The sequence below is a fragment of the Stenotrophomonas sp. ASS1 genome (assembly GCF_004346925.1).
Taxonomy (GTDB): Bacteria; Pseudomonadota; Gammaproteobacteria; order Xanthomonadales; family Xanthomonadaceae; genus Stenotrophomonas; species Stenotrophomonas maltophilia_A.
In genome coordinates this window covers 1,687,446-1,701,092 of record NZ_CP031167.1, presented here as the reverse complement: position 1 = coordinate 1,701,092, position 13,647 = coordinate 1,687,446, and the positions used below count along the sequence as shown (strand labels likewise).

Genomic DNA, 13,647 nt, shown 5'->3' with positions numbered 1-13,647 from the left:
TTTCGCGTACCAGGGCCACGGCCCGGTTTGGGTTCGGCCCGCCGATCCGGCAAAATGGCGCCCTCTCTCCTTTTCCCCTTCCCGACCATGAAGATCGTCGAAGTGCGCCACCCGCTGGTGCAGCACAAGATCGGCCTGATGCGCAACGCTGCGCTCAGCACCAAGGATTTCCGCGAACTGGCCAACGAGTTGGGCACGCTGCTGGCCTACGAGGCCACCGCCGACCTGGACACCGAGCCGCACACCCTGCCCGGCTGGGCCGGCCCGGTCACCGTGCAGCGCATTGCGGGCGCCAAGATCACCGTGGTGCCGATCCTGCGCGCCGGCCTGGGCATGCTCAGCGGCGTGCTGTCGCTGATCCCGGCGGCCCGTGTCAGCGTGGTCGGGCTGCAGCGCGATGAGGAAACCCTGCAGCCGGTGCCCTACTTCGAGCGCCTGACCGGGCGCCTGGAAGAGCGCGACGCGCTGATCCTGGACCCGATGCTGGCCACCGGCGGCACCCTGATCGCCACCATCGACATGCTCAAGCGGGCCGGTGCCCGCCGCATCAAGGGCATCTTCCTGGTGGCCGCGCCGGAAGGCATCGAGGCGGTCAAGGCCGTGCACCCGGACGTGGAGATCTACACCGCGGCCATTGATGCCCAGCTCAACGACAAGGGCTACATCCTGCCGGGCCTGGGCGATGCCGGTGACCGCATCTTCGGTACCCGCGTCGGCTGATCCGACGAACCGGGGTCAGAGTCCTTTCACCGCGAAAGGGGGCTGACCCCAACAGCGCAGGCCATCGCGGCCGCGTTGCGATTCTTCACGTGCTCTTGGCGCCGGGAAGCGAATGCTCCGCGCACCCGCCACCCTTGGAGCTCCCGATGAAAGCCTCTTTCCTGCTGGCCGCCGTCCTGCTGGTCGGCCTGCCCCTGGCTGCCAATGCCACCACTCCGCAGCAGCAGCGCATGGCCGAATGCTCGGCCAAGAACAAGGGGCTGAAGGGCGATGCCTACAAGACTGCACAGAGCTCCTGCCTCAGCGGCCACGCGGCCGACGCCAAGCCGGTCAATACGCAGCAGGAACGCATGCGCAAGTGCAACGCTGACGCGGGCGCCAAAAAGCTGGCCGGTGATGCGCGCAAGACCTTCATGAGCAGCTGCCTGAAGGCGTCGTAATGGTCGCATCCGGATGAAACGCCATCCACGCATGGCGTGGATCCACGGACATCAGTAAAAGGCCGGGCATTGCCCGGCCATGCCATTACCCCAGGGCGCGTGCCTTCAGCTCACCCTGCTCGTGCAGGGTCACGAAACGCCCCTTGTCATCCCTGCCAAGCTGCGCCAATGCCACCTGCGGATCGTGGGTGAAGAACAGCCGCACGTTGCGCGCCAGCTTGTCTTCCAGGAACTGCCGCTTCTCGTCGATCAGCAGCTCGGCATTGCGGTCGTAGCCCATGGTGATCGGCACGTGTACCCATGAGCGGCCCGGGATCAGGTCGGCACAGAACACCACGCCACCATGCGCACTTTCGCCTGGATGCGCGTGACCGACGATCTCGGCCAGCATCAGCCCCGGTGTATGCCCGTCGCTGTAACTGAAGCGCACGCTGCGGCCGAGCGCCTTCGAGTACTCCCCGTCCACCACTTCCAGCCGGCCACTGGCCTGCAGCAGGCCCGGCAGTTCCGGAATGAAGCTGGCGCGATCGCGCGGGTGTGGCTGCACGGCGCGCTGCCAATGCTGTGCGCCGACCACGTAGGTTGCGTTGGGGAACAGCAACTCGGGCTCACGCCCTTCGCTCCAGGCCGCCAGCAGTCCGCCGGCATGATCGAAGTGCAGGTGGCTGAGCACCACCACGTCGATATCCTCATGCTCGAAACCCGCCTCGCGCAACGAATCGATCAGCACGTGCTGGCTTTCCTGCACGCCGTAGCGCTCGCGCATGCGCGGATCGAAGAACGCGCCGATACCGGTTTCAAACAGCACCGTCTTGCCTTCCAGCGGGCTGGCAAGCAGCGCACGGCAGGCCAGCTCGATGCGATTGAGCTCGTCCGGTGCCGCCCATTTTTCCCACAACGCGCGCGGCGCGTTGCCGAACATCGCGCCGCCATCAAGACGCTGCGAGTTTCCACGAATAGACCAGAGTTTCATGTGTCGATTATCGGCGCCGGCTCGTTAAATAATCGCTAGAAGGGAAACAGAAAACCCCGCCGGCAAAGGCGGGGTTTCGATAATCAGCCGGATTGCCGGCCAGCAGCCGGCACCACCGGATCAGTGTGCCGGCAGCACCTGGGCACTGCCCACCGGGTTGCGCGGGTCACTGCCACCGAACAGCTTGTTGGCCCTGCGGTCCCATTCCACGGTCTGCAGGTTGCCCCACACGTGGCTGGAACCGCGGCCACCCACGGCGACATTGCCCGGCAGGTCGATCTTGTGGCCCATCGCCTGCAGCTGCTTCACCGTGGCCGCGTCGAACGCATCGTCCTCGGCTTCGATCAGGTCCGGCAGCCACTGGTGGTGGTAGCGCGGCAGTGCGGCAACCTGCTGCGCATCCAGGCCGTCGTCGTAGCCGAGGATGCCCAGCAGCACCATGGTGATGATGCGGCTGCCACCCGGGGTGCCCAGCACCACCACCTTGTCGGCGTTCTCCATGAAGGTCGGCGTCATCGAGCTGAGCATGCGCTTGCCCGGCTTCGGCGCATTGGCTTCATAGCCCATCACGCCGAACGCATTGGGCGTGCCCGGCTTCAGCGCGAAGTCGTCCATCTCGTTGTTCAGCAGCACGCCGGTGCCCTTGGGAATCAGCCCCGAGCCGTACAGCAGGTTGACGGTCTGGGTGGCGCCGACGCGGTTGCCGTCGCGGTCGATGATCGAGAAGTGCGTGGTCTCGTCGTCTTCCAGCGGCGTCGGGTTGCCCGACAGCAGGTCGCTGGGCGTGGCCTTCTCCGGATGGATGGTCGCCCGCAGGCCCTGTGCATAGTCCTTGCTGGTCAGCACCTTCTGCGGGATCTGCACGAAGTCCGGATCGCCGAGGAAGAAGGTGCGGTCGCGGTAGGCGCGACGCATCGACTCCACCACCAGGTGGGTGCGGTGCGCCGGGTCCATCTTCTTGATATCCCAGCCTTCCAGGATCTGCAGCATGCTGGCCAGCGCGATGCCACCGGACGACGGCGGCGGCGCGGTGGTGATCTTCCAGCCGTTGTAGTTGAACACGATCGGCTCGCGCTGCTTCACGCGGTAACCGGCCAGCTCTTCAGCGGTCCACTTGCCGCCGGCCTGCTTCACGCCGGCCAGCAACAGCGTTCCGGTCTGGCCCTTGTAGAAGCCATCGAAGCCACCTGCGGCCAGGCGCTCCAGCGTCTGTGCCAGCTCCGGCTGCTTGAACAGGTCACCGCTGGCGATCGGCTTGCCGTTGCGCAGGTAGACCTCGCGCGTTCCGGGATAGCGCTCCATCACTTCACGGCGCGAGGCATAGCCCTTGGCCATGCGGTCATACACCGGGAAGCCTTCGCGCGCGATGCGGATGGCCGGCTGCAGCGAGGCCGCCAATGGCAGCTTGCCGTGCTTGGCCGACAGCTCGACCAGCGCCGCAGGCAGGCCCGGGATACCGGCCGACCAGGCGCCATTGACCGAGCGGTCACGGTCGAGGTTGCCCTGCTTGTCGAGGAAGGCCTGCGGGGTCGCAGCGGCCGGTGCGGTCTCGCGCGCATCCAGCATCACATCCTTGCCGGTGGCCGCATCGTGCAGCAGGAAGAAGCCACCACCGCCCAGGCCGGAACTGATCGGCTCGACCACCGCCAGCGTGGACGATACCGCCACCGCGGCATCGAAGGCGTTGCCGCCCTGCGCCAGGATGTCGATGCCCGCCTGGGTGGCCAGCGCATGGCCGCTGGCAATGGCCGCGCCATCGGGGCGCTCGGCACGGGCCGGGCTGTCGGCCCAGGCAATCGGGCTCAGCAGCAGGCCGAGCAGCAACAGGGGGCGGACGATCAGCGTCTTCATTCGGATGGGGGCTCCGCGTAGAGTTCGGGGTGATCGTGCTGCAGCTGGCGCAGCTTGGCCAGCAGCTGGTCTTCCGTTTCCACGATCTCCGGGTCCGGGTCGATGCACTCGACCGGGCAGACGACCACGCACTGTGGCTCGTCGAAATGACCCACGCATTCGGTGCAGCGCGCAGGGTCGATCACGTAGATGGTTTCACCCATCGCAATGGCCTGGTTCGGGCAGGCCGGCTCGCATACGTCGCAGTTGACGCAGAGCTCGTTGATTTTCAGCGACACGGCGATACTCCTCGCCCGCGCCCTGGGACAAAGGACCGGCCAGCGCGGGCGCGCGGGCCGGTCAGGTCATCAGCGGCGCCCTTGCAGGACGCCGCCCGGGCCATGCCGGAGCATGGCCGCCATGGCTCGGTATTACTTGGCTTCGACGAAAATGTACTCGGCACCGGTCGGCTGGATCGCAGCCTGTACGCGGGCGTTGTCGGCCGACTGGCCGATGAAGACGACGCGCACGCCCTTCATCGAATCCGGCGACACGTCCTTGAACACGGCCTGGATCATGTCAGCCATCTTGCCCGAGGCCGACGAACCGAAGGCCAGCATGTTGCCCGGCTGCACGCCACGGGCCACGGCCTGGGTCGCGCTCTCGGTCTGGCGCTCGTACTTGGCCTGGAAGTCCGGGTCCGATTCCGGCGAGAGGTAGTACAGGAACGGGCTGTTGGTGATGTTGCCCATGTTCTGGATCGCCACTTCCTGCAGGTACTTCTTCCAGCCTGCATCGTCGTCCTTGGACGGAGCGACCAGGGCCTGCTTGGCCTCGTCGACCGGAGCGGCCTCTTCCTTCTTGCAGGCGGTGAAGGCCAGGGCCAACGAAGCGATCAGCATCGCGCGCATGGTGGTGTTCATGGGTTTCCTCCCGGAATGGTGCGTGGTGTTGTACGTAATGGGGTGCGGGTACAGCGGGGCTTACGACTGTGCCGACTTCGCTTCGCGGACCTTGCGCAGGGCTTCGAGCACCGCGGCCGGCACGAAGCCGGACACGTCGCCACCCAGGCGCGCGATCTCGCGGACCAGCGAGGACGAAATGAAGCTGTGCTGCTCGGCCGGGGTCAGGAACAGGGTCTCGACCTCGGGGATCAGGTGCCGGTTCATGCTGGCCATCTGGAACTCGTACTCGAAGTCGGACACCGCGCGCAGGCCGCGCAGCAGCACCCCGCCCTGGACCGAACGTACGAAATGCGCCAGCAGGGTATCGAAGCCGATGACCTCGACGTTGCTGTGGTGGGCCAGCGCGCCACGCGCCAGCTGCACGCGCTGCTCCAGCGGCAGCGCCGGGCCCTTGGACGGGCTCTGCGCCACGCCGACCACGACCTTTTCGAACAGCGGCGCGGCCCGGCTCACCAGGTCGATATGACCGTTGGTGATGGGGTCGAACGTGCCGGGGTAAACGGCGATGCGGCGATTGGCCACGGTCATGGGCGGTTGCAGATGTTCAGATGAGGTCAAAGTGTAGCAGTGGCGCGGCGGTACAGGGCAAAGCGCACCTCGCGGGTGCCACCCTCGCGGTGCAGCAGCCAGTCCGGCGGCAGCACCGGCACGTGGCCGGCCGGCGATTCCAGGTACAGCCAGGCATCGGCGGCCAAGTGCCGCGGCAGCTGGGCCAGCACGTCCTGCCACAGGCCGTCGGCGAACGGCGGGTCGATGAAGACCAGATCGGCCTGCTGCGCCGGCGCGCCCTGCAGCCAGCGCAGGGCATCGGCCTGCACGACGCTGATCTGGTCGCTGGCCTGCAGCTTGGCCACCGCGGCGGTCAGATTGCGCTCCAGCTGCGCATCGCGCTCGACCAGGGTGGCGTGGGCGGCACCGCGCGAGACCGCCTCCAGGCCCAGTGCGCCACTGCCGGCGAAAAGGTCCAGCACGCGCGCGCCGCCCAGTCTGGGCATCAACCAGTTGAAAAGGGTCTCGCGCACGCGGTCACTGCTGGGCCGCAGCCCCGGCAGGGTCGGCACCGGCAGGCGGGTATTGCGCCAGCGCCCGCCGATGATGCGGACCTGGCCTTCATTGCCGCCACGGCCGCTCATCGGCTCCCCCGGCGGGAGGTATTCGAGAATTTCAGCATGAGCGGGATTGTAGTTCGGCCGGGCTTTGCCCGGCACCCGTCGAAGCCACGGCAACGGCCGGAGCAACGGCAAAAGCCGGCTATCCGTGGGCCGGCGGGGTGGGTCCGGTTGAGGGGGGCGCTGCAAGTACATCCATGTAAGCTCGGTCGCCGCATCCATGCGGCTCACGCCCCCTCAACCGGACCCACCCCGCCTTCGACAGTCTCCTGCGATCTGTCGGAACGTCTCTTGGGGTCAGATCCGTTTTCCTGCGGAAAACGGATCTGACCCCATTTGATGTATCGATATCTGACAGATGTGTCGACCAAGGTCGACACCTACCAACAGCCGAGTGAACCTGTCAGAGGTGGGGCGGTGTGGGTCGGCAGGACCGTTGGCGCCATGGATGGCGCCATCGAGCCCCCAGGGTGAAGTGACCCCCGAGACTTGGACGGGGTCAGGCGGCCGATTGGGCCTGCTCCCGGTACTTTACCGGGCTCAGACCTTTCAGTTTCAGTTTGATGCGTTCTTCGTTGTAGTACTGGATGTATTCCACCAGCCCAGCCTCCAGACTCTCGAGGCTGTCAAAGCTGTTCAGGTAGAAGAATTCCGACTTCAGCGTTCCAAAGAAGCTCTCCATCGCCGCATTGTCCAGGCAGTTGCCGCGCCGGGACATGCTTTGCTTCAACGAGTGCTTTTCCAGCATGTGCCGGTAGTTTTCATGCTGGTACTGCCAGCCCTGGTCGGAGTGGATCATGGGGCGCTCATCCGGGGAAAGCTTCTTGATGGCCTCCTCCAGCATTTGACCCACCAGATCAAATACGGGCCGACGCTTGATCTGATAAGCCACGATTTCGCCGTTGTAGAGGTCCATGATCGGCGACAGGTATAGCTTCATGCCCTGCACCTTGAACTCGGTCACGTCAGTCACCCACTTCTGGTTGGGCCGCTCGGCATGGAACTGGCGATTGAGGTCATTGCCAACCACAACATTGGCCGCCCCCTTGAAGGCCTGGTAGCGCTTCACACGCACCCGCGATTTCAGCCCCATCTCCCCCATCAGGCGCTGAACCCGCTTGTGATTGGTCCGATGACCCTGATTGGCTAATTCCAGCGTCACCGTGCGATAGCCATAGCGCCCTTGGCTTTGATCGTAGATTGCACGGATGCGCTCGCACAGGGCTGCCTCATCCTGATCCGGATGGGCCAGGACATGGTTCTGGTAATAGAACGTACTGCGTGACAGCTCAGCTGCTTCGAGCAGAAGCGACAGCGTATGAACCTGCCTCAATCCTTGGACGGCTTGCGCTTTGCGTCCTGCGCCGCCTGCTCTTCCCGGATCAAGGCATCGAGTTTTTTTAGGTAGTCGGTCTCCGCACGCAGATAGGCGACTTCCTTGAGCAGCTCATCGCGGCTCATATCGCTTTGCGTCCTGCGCCGCCTGCTCTTCCCGGATCAAGGCATCGAGTTTTTTTAGGTAGTCGGTCTCCGCACGCAGATAGGCGACTTCCTTGAGCAGCTCATCGCGGCTCATATCTTCAGGCGGCTTGGACGAACGGGTCTTCTTCATCGGCTTTCGGGGCGGCGGCGGAGGGGGTGCCAACGCTTGGGCACCGCCTTGAGCATACAGGCGCCGCCATCGCCCCACCGCGCCGGCATCGCCAATTTGAAAGTAGGTGGTGGCCTCGCGCCCGGACAGGCCGTCCTGGCTCATCTTCTCCAGGACAGCCAGCTTGAACGGGAGGTCATAGGACCGGGCCTGGCGATGAAATCCCCGCCAACCATGCAGCCGATAGGTCGCCACCCAGCGCCTGACCGTGGAGAACTCCAGGCCGTGGCGACGGGCAATGGCTTTGACCGATGTGGAGGTCTTGCAGGCCTCTTTGGCGACCTGCAGTTTGAAACGCGCGTCGTATTTGTTCATGTATCCCTCGGGGTTGGATCTAGCGTCCAACTCCCGGGGGTCACTTCAGGGACGGGTTTACGGCGTGTCCTGCCCACCCACACCGCCCCGCCATCCCACGGAATGCCCGCTGTTGCTGTTGCTGTTGCTGTTGCTTCGGCCTCGGCGGGTGCAGGGTGCAACCCTGCCCGACCAACCCCTTGATTTCGGGACAATCAGCCATACCCCTTGGCGAGGCCGCACGCGCTGGCGCGGCATTGCACACGGAGCCTTATCGATGACCGAGACCACCCAGACCGAAACCCTTGGCTTCCAGACCGAAGTCAAGCAGCTGCTGCAACTGATGATCCACTCGCTGTACTCCAACAAGGAGATCTTCCTCCGCGAGCTGGTCTCCAACGCCGCCGACGCCGCCGACAAGCTGCGTTTCGAGGCCCTGACCCAGCCGACCCTGCTGGAAGGCGACAGCGAGCTGCGCGTGCGCGTCAGCTTCGACCCCACCGCCCACACCATCACCATCGAAGACAACGGTATCGGCATGAGCCGCGCCGAAGCGATTGCCCACCTCGGCACGATCGCAAAGTCCGGCACCGGCGATTTCCTGCGCCAACTGTCCGGCGACCAGAAGAAGGATTCGCAGCTGATCGGCCAGTTCGGCGTCGGCTTCTACAGCGCCTTCATCGTCGCCGACGAAGTGGAAGTGACCTCGCGCCGCGCCGGCCTGGCTGCAGGCGAAGGCGTGCGCTGGACCTCGCGCGGCGAAGGCGATTTCGACGTCGCCACCATCGACAAGGCCGAGCGCGGCACCCGCATCGTGCTGCACCTGAAGGATGGCGAACACGATTTCGCCGATGGCTGGCGCCTGCGCAGCATCCTCAAGAAGTACTCGGACCACATCGGCCTGCCGATCCAGATGCCCAAGGAGGGCGGTGAAGAAGGCGCAGCGGTCGAGTGGGAAACCGTCAACCGCGCCAGCGCACTGTGGACCCGTACGCGCACCGAAATCAGCGATGCCGAGTACACCGAGTTCTACAAGCACGTCGCGCACGATCACAGCGACCCGCTGGCGTGGAGCCACAACAAGGTCGAAGGCAAGCTGGAGTACACCTCGCTGCTGTACGTGCCGGGCCGCGCGCCGTTCGACCTGTACCACCGCGATGCGCCCAAGGGCCTGAAGCTGTACGTGCAGCGCGTGTTCGTGATGGACCAGGCCGAGCAGTTCCTGCCGCTGTACCTGCGCTTCATCAAGGGCGTGGTCGACTCCAACGACCTGTCGCTGAACGTCTCGCGCGAGATCCTGCAGTCCGGCCCGGTCATCGATTCGATGAAGGCGGCGCTGACCAAGCGCTCGCTGGACATGCTGGAGAAGCTGGCCACCGACAAGCCGGAGCAGTACGCCACGTTCTGGAAGGAATTCGGCCAGGTGCTGAAGGAAGGCCCGGCCGAGGACTACAACAACCGCGAGAAGGTGGCCGGCCTGCTGCGCTTCGCCTCCACCCGTGGCGACGGCGATGCGCAGAGCGTCTCGCTGGCCGATTACCTCGGCCGCATGACCGAAGGCCAGGACAAGATCTATTACCTGACCGGCGAGAGCTACAGCCAGGTCCGCAACAGCCCGCACCTGGAAGTGTTCCGCAAGAAGGGCGTGGAAGTGCTGCTGCTGACCGACCGTATCGACGAGTGGCTGATGGGCTACCTGACCGATTTCGACGGCAAGGGCTTCGTCGACATCGCCCGTGGCGACCTCGACCTGGGTGCCCTGGAAACCGAAGCGGACAAGCAGGAACAGGAAGCTGCGGCCAAGGACAAGCAGGGTCTGGTCGAGCGCCTGAAGACGGTGCTGGGCGATGACGTGGCCGAAGTGCGCGTCTCGCATCGCCTGACCGATTCGCCGGCGGTGCTGGCCATCGGCGAACAGGACCTGGGCCTGCAGATGCGCCAGATCCTGGAGGCCAGCGGGCAGAAGGTGCCGGACAGCAAGCCGGTGCTGGAGATCAACCCGGGCCACCCGCTGATCTCCAAGCTCGACGCCGAAGCCGATGGCGCGCGTTTCGACGACCTCGGCCGGGTGCTGTTCGACCAGGCTGCGTTGGCCGCCGGTGACAGCCTGAAGGATCCGGGTGCCTATGTGGCGCGCCTGAACAAGCTGCTGCTGGAGCTGTCGGTCTGATCGAGGCAGTGGTCGCCGGGCATGGCCCGGCGCTACCGGGTGCTGGTGGATGCCAACCTTGGTTGGCATTCCTGCTTTGGTAGGTGCCAACCTTGGTTGGCACTGCTGCCCTGGTAGAGGCCAACCTTGGTTGGCGCCCCAAAAGCGTGCCAACCAAGGTTGGCACCTACCAGGCTGGGTCGAAGCGTGCCGACCAAGGTTGGCACCCACCAGGGGCGGCGGTTGGCACCTGCCAAAACGGTGTTGCTCAGGCGTCCCGATCCAGCAGTGAGCCCAGCATCTGGTCCTGGCGACGGATCACCGTGGCGTTGGCGGCAAAGGCCACGACCTCGGCTTTCGCGGCCAGCAGATCACCCAGCGGCGCGCCGGCATTGGCGCCGGTGGGCGCCACCAAAGCCTGCACCCCACCCTGCTCGGTGGTATTGCGCTGCAACTGCAGGTGCTGGGCACCCGGGGTCGCCAGGTTGACCACGTTGTGCGCGGCCACCTGCACGCCCTGCTGGGCCGCACGCATCCCGCTGAGGGCCATTCCCATCACGTTGTCCATGGCGGTCTCCGGGCCGCACGACGCAGCCCTCCGGACCGGTTAACGGCCGGTGGGCCGCAACCTTGAGTCCACATCGGCCCGACAGGCCCGAGTGGTAGCATATCCCTCTGATTTCAGCGCCTTTTGCCAATGCTCAGTTTTTTCCGCCGCAAGAAGCCCCAGGATGCCCCCGCAACGGAGGCGCCCAAGACCCAGCACTACTCGGCTGAAGAGCTGGCGGCGGCATTCCCGTCCGCAGCCCCGGTCGAAGAAGCCCCGGTCGCTCCGGTAGCCGCTCCGAACACGTCCGAGGCTGCCACGCCCGCGCCGACACCTGCACCGGCGCCCGTCGCAGTGCCCGAAGCGCCGGCCGCCGCACCGGCACCGCCGGCTGCGGAACGCGTCATCGCTGCGGAGGACTTCGAAGCCGAGGCCCTGGCTGCGGCCGCCGTGCTCGCACCGCTGGCCCCGGTCATCCCGGCTGAAGCGCCGGCCACTCCTGCGACTGACCTGCCAGTGCTGGTCGATGCCGCCCCGGCCCCGGCCGGCAAGCCTGGCTGGCGCGAACGCCTGCGCAACAGCGTCATCGCACGCAGCTTCGGCGGCCTGTTCTCGCGCAACCCCAAGCTCGACGACGACCTGCTGGACGAGCTGGAAACCGCACTGATCACCGCCGACGTCGGCGTAGGTGCCACCACCGACCTGGTCGAGGGCCTGCGCAAGCGCATGAAGTCGCGCGAATTCGCTGACGCCAATGCGCTGCTGGCCGCGCTGCGCGCCGAGCTGATCGCAATCCTGCAGCCGGTGGCCAAGCCGCTGTTGATCGACCGCAACGCCAAGCCCTTCGTGGTGCTCACCGTTGGCGTCAACGGCGTCGGCAAGACCACCACCATCGGCAAGCTGGCCAAGCGCTTCAAGGACGATGGCCACAGCCTGATGCTGGCCGCCGGTGACACCTTCCGCGCCGCCGCCGTGGCACAGCTGCAGGCTTGGGGCGAGCGCAACGGCGTGGCCGTGGTCGCGCAGGGGCAGAACGCCGATGCCGCTTCGGTGGCATTCGACGCGCTCCAGGCCGGCAAGGCCCGTGGCACCTCGGTGCTGATCGCCGACACCGCCGGCCGCCTGCATACCCAGTCCGGCCTGATGAACGAGCTGGGCAAGATCCGCCGCGTGCTCGGCAAGATCGACCCCACCGCCCCGCACGAAGTGCTGATGGTGATCGACGGCACCACTGGCCAGAACGCGCTGTCGCAGCTGCGCCAGTTCAATGCCGCAGTGAACGTGACCGGCCTGGTGGTGACCAAGCTGGACGGCACCGCCAAGGGCGGCGTGGTGTTCGCGCTGGCCCGCGAGTTCGGCATTCCGATCCGTTTCGCCGGCATCGGCGAGCGCCCGGAAGACCTGCGCGTGTTCGACCCGGAAGCCTTCGTCGACGCCCTGCTGCCCGAAGCGCTGGGCGTCTGATACACCGTGCAGCCACGCATGGCGTGGCTCTACTGCAATCCGGTAGAGCCGCCCCACGGGTGGCTGCCTCTCTGGAACACCGATGCCCCGCCAGCCGCAAGCCAGCGCCGGAACCACGCAGACCGATGGCTTCGTTGCACACCTGCTGCATTGGTTCGACGACCACGGCCGCCACGACCTGCCCTGGCAGCACCCGCGCAGTCCCTACCGGGTCTGGCTGTCGGAAATCATGCTGCAGCAGACCCAGGTGGCCACGGTCATCCCGTATTTCCAGCGGTTCCTGCAGCACTTCCCGACCCTGCCCGACCTTGCCGCCGCCAGCAACGACGCGGTAATGGCGCAGTGGGCCGGGCTCGGCTACTACGCCCGCGCACGCAACCTGCATGCCGCTGCGAAGCGCTGCGTGGAACTGCACGACGGCGACCTGCCGCGTGATTTCGATGCATTGCATGCCCTGCCCGGCATCGGCCGCAGCACCGCCGGTGCGATCCTCAGCCAGGCCTGGAACGACCCGTTCGCGATCCTCGATGGCAACGTCAAGCGCGTGCTCAGCCGTTACCACGGCATCGATGGTTTCCCCGGGCTGCCGGCCATCGAGAAGCAGCTGTGGGCGATCGCCGAGGCGCATGTGGCGCAGGTGCCGGCCGGGCGCATGGCCGACTACACGCAGGCGCAGATGGACCTGGGCGCGACGGTGTGCAGCCGTGCCAAACCGGCCTGCGTGATCTGCCCGTTGCAGGATGACTGCGTGGCACGGCGCGAAGGCCGCACCGCTGAACTACCCACGCCCAAGCCCAGCAAGACCCTGCCCGAGCGCGAGGCCGTTGCGCTGCTGCTGCGCGACGCCCAGCAGCGTGTGCTGCTGCAGAAGCGGCCGGACACCGGCATCTGGGCGCAGTTGTGGACGCTGCCGCAGGCCGATGCCGGCAGCGTGCTGCAGGACTGGTTCGACGTGCACGTCGACGGCTCGCTGGAAGAGGCCGAAGAGCTGCCAGTGCTGCAGCACACCTTCAGCCACTACAAGCTGCATCTGCAGGTATTGTCGCGGCAGGTACACGGACTGCGCGTGGAAGAACCCACGCTGCGCTGGGTCGCCAGCGACGAACTGCACGCGCTGGGCCTGCCGGCACCGATCCGCAAACTGCTCGACGGCGCAACGATCAAGACGCCGAAACGAAATTCCAAGAAACCCCGCAACCACGAGTGAATGCCATGTCCCGAACCGTCTTCTGCCAGTACGAACAACGCGATGCCGAGGGCCTGGACTTCGTGCCCTACCCCGGCGAACTGGGCCAGCGCATCTTCAACAACATCGGCAAGCAGGCCTGGGCTGCGTGGCTGGCGCACCAGACCATGCTGATCAACGAGAACCGCCTGTCGCCGCGCACGCCGGAGCATCGCGCGTTCCTTGAAGGCGAACTGGTCAAGTTCCTGTTCGAGAAGGACGCGCAAAAGCCGGCCGGCTTCACCCCGGAAGCCTGACACACAGGTAGTGCCGGCCGCTG

At 65.9% G+C, this 13,647-nt stretch carries 13 protein-coding genes and 1 pseudogene; 6 read left to right on the top strand and 8 right to left on the bottom strand.

What is annotated here, in order from left to right:
* The first annotated feature begins 87 nt into the window (after positions 1-87).
* Together upp and MG068_RS07995 are read left to right on the top strand one after the other, a co-directional pair.
* The gene (upp, locus tag MG068_RS08000; RefSeq protein ID WP_005409099.1) at positions 88-720 is read left to right on the top strand and encodes a uracil phosphoribosyltransferase; all 633 of its coding nucleotides are present in this window, start codon (positions 88-90) and stop codon (positions 718-720) included.
* A gap of 146 nt (positions 721-866) precedes the next feature.
* Entirely contained in the window at positions 867-1,160 is a 294-nt protein-coding gene (locus MG068_RS07995) for a PsiF family protein (RefSeq protein ID WP_032130275.1), read from the top strand.
* Positions 1,161-1,245: 85 nt separating this feature from the next.
* Here MG068_RS07995 and MG068_RS07990 read toward each other — a convergent pair whose 3' ends face one another.
* From MG068_RS07990 to MG068_RS07960, 7 genes and pseudogenes are all read right to left on the bottom strand, one after another.
* On the bottom strand, positions 1,246-2,133 hold the full coding sequence (locus tag MG068_RS07990) for an MBL fold metallo-hydrolase (RefSeq protein WP_049400411.1): 888 nt from the start codon (positions 2,131-2,133) through the stop codon (positions 1,246-1,248).
* A 120-nt stretch (positions 2,134-2,253) separates the two neighbouring features.
* Entirely contained in the window at positions 2,254-3,984 is a 1,731-nt protein-coding gene (gene ggt, locus MG068_RS07985; RefSeq protein WP_132809825.1) for a gamma-glutamyltransferase, read from the bottom strand.
* On the bottom strand, positions 3,981-4,262 hold the full coding sequence (locus tag MG068_RS07980; RefSeq protein WP_004153175.1) for a YfhL family 4Fe-4S dicluster ferredoxin: 282 nt from the start codon (positions 4,260-4,262) through the stop codon (positions 3,981-3,983). The genes ggt and MG068_RS07980 overlap by 4 nt, the downstream gene beginning before the upstream one ends.
* A gap of 132 nt (positions 4,263-4,394) precedes the next feature.
* Positions 4,395-4,886: a hypothetical protein gene (locus MG068_RS07975; RefSeq protein WP_004153167.1), complete on the bottom strand. Its 492-nt coding sequence runs from the start codon at positions 4,884-4,886 to the stop codon at positions 4,395-4,397.
* A 60-nt stretch (positions 4,887-4,946) separates the two neighbouring features.
* Positions 4,947-5,456, bottom strand: a complete 510-nt coding sequence (gene coaD / locus MG068_RS07970) for a pantetheine-phosphate adenylyltransferase (RefSeq protein ID WP_032130277.1) — start codon at positions 5,454-5,456, stop codon at positions 4,947-4,949.
* 26 nt (positions 5,457-5,482) lie between these two features.
* Positions 5,483-6,061 (bottom strand): 16S rRNA (guanine(966)-N(2))-methyltransferase RsmD, encoded by a 579-nt coding sequence (gene rsmD, locus MG068_RS07965; protein WP_132809824.1) that lies wholly within the window; start codon positions 6,059-6,061, stop codon positions 5,483-5,485.
* A 475-nt stretch (positions 6,062-6,536) separates the two neighbouring features.
* Positions 6,537-8,003: pseudogene (locus MG068_RS07960) on the bottom strand (IS3 family transposase).
* A gap of 256 nt (positions 8,004-8,259) precedes the next feature.
* Between MG068_RS07960 and htpG the strand changes: the two are divergent.
* Positions 8,260-10,152 (top strand): molecular chaperone HtpG, encoded by a 1,893-nt coding sequence (gene htpG, locus MG068_RS07955; RefSeq protein WP_132809823.1) that lies wholly within the window; start codon positions 8,260-8,262, stop codon positions 10,150-10,152.
* Between the two features lie 247 nt (positions 10,153-10,399).
* On the opposite strand, the gene MG068_RS07950 is transcribed toward htpG, so the two are convergent.
* Positions 10,400-10,699, bottom strand: coding sequence for a hypothetical protein (locus tag MG068_RS07950; RefSeq protein ID WP_132809822.1), 300 nt, complete (start codon positions 10,697-10,699; stop codon positions 10,400-10,402).
* 129 nt (positions 10,700-10,828) lie between these two features.
* Between MG068_RS07950 and ftsY the strand changes: the two genes are divergently transcribed.
* From ftsY to MG068_RS07935, 3 genes are all read left to right on the top strand, one after another.
* Entirely contained in the window at positions 10,829-12,142 is a 1,314-nt protein-coding gene (gene ftsY / locus MG068_RS07945; RefSeq protein ID WP_132809821.1) for a signal recognition particle-docking protein FtsY, read from the top strand.
* Between the two features lie 82 nt (positions 12,143-12,224).
* Positions 12,225-13,349, top strand: a complete 1,125-nt coding sequence (mutY, locus tag MG068_RS07940; RefSeq protein WP_132809820.1) for an A/G-specific adenine glycosylase — start codon at positions 12,225-12,227, stop codon at positions 13,347-13,349.
* A 5-nt stretch (positions 13,350-13,354) separates the two neighbouring features.
* Positions 13,355-13,624, top strand: coding sequence for an oxidative damage protection protein (locus tag MG068_RS07935; protein ID WP_049423664.1), 270 nt, complete (start codon positions 13,355-13,357; stop codon positions 13,622-13,624).
* Positions 13,625-13,647: the final 23 nt, after the last annotated feature.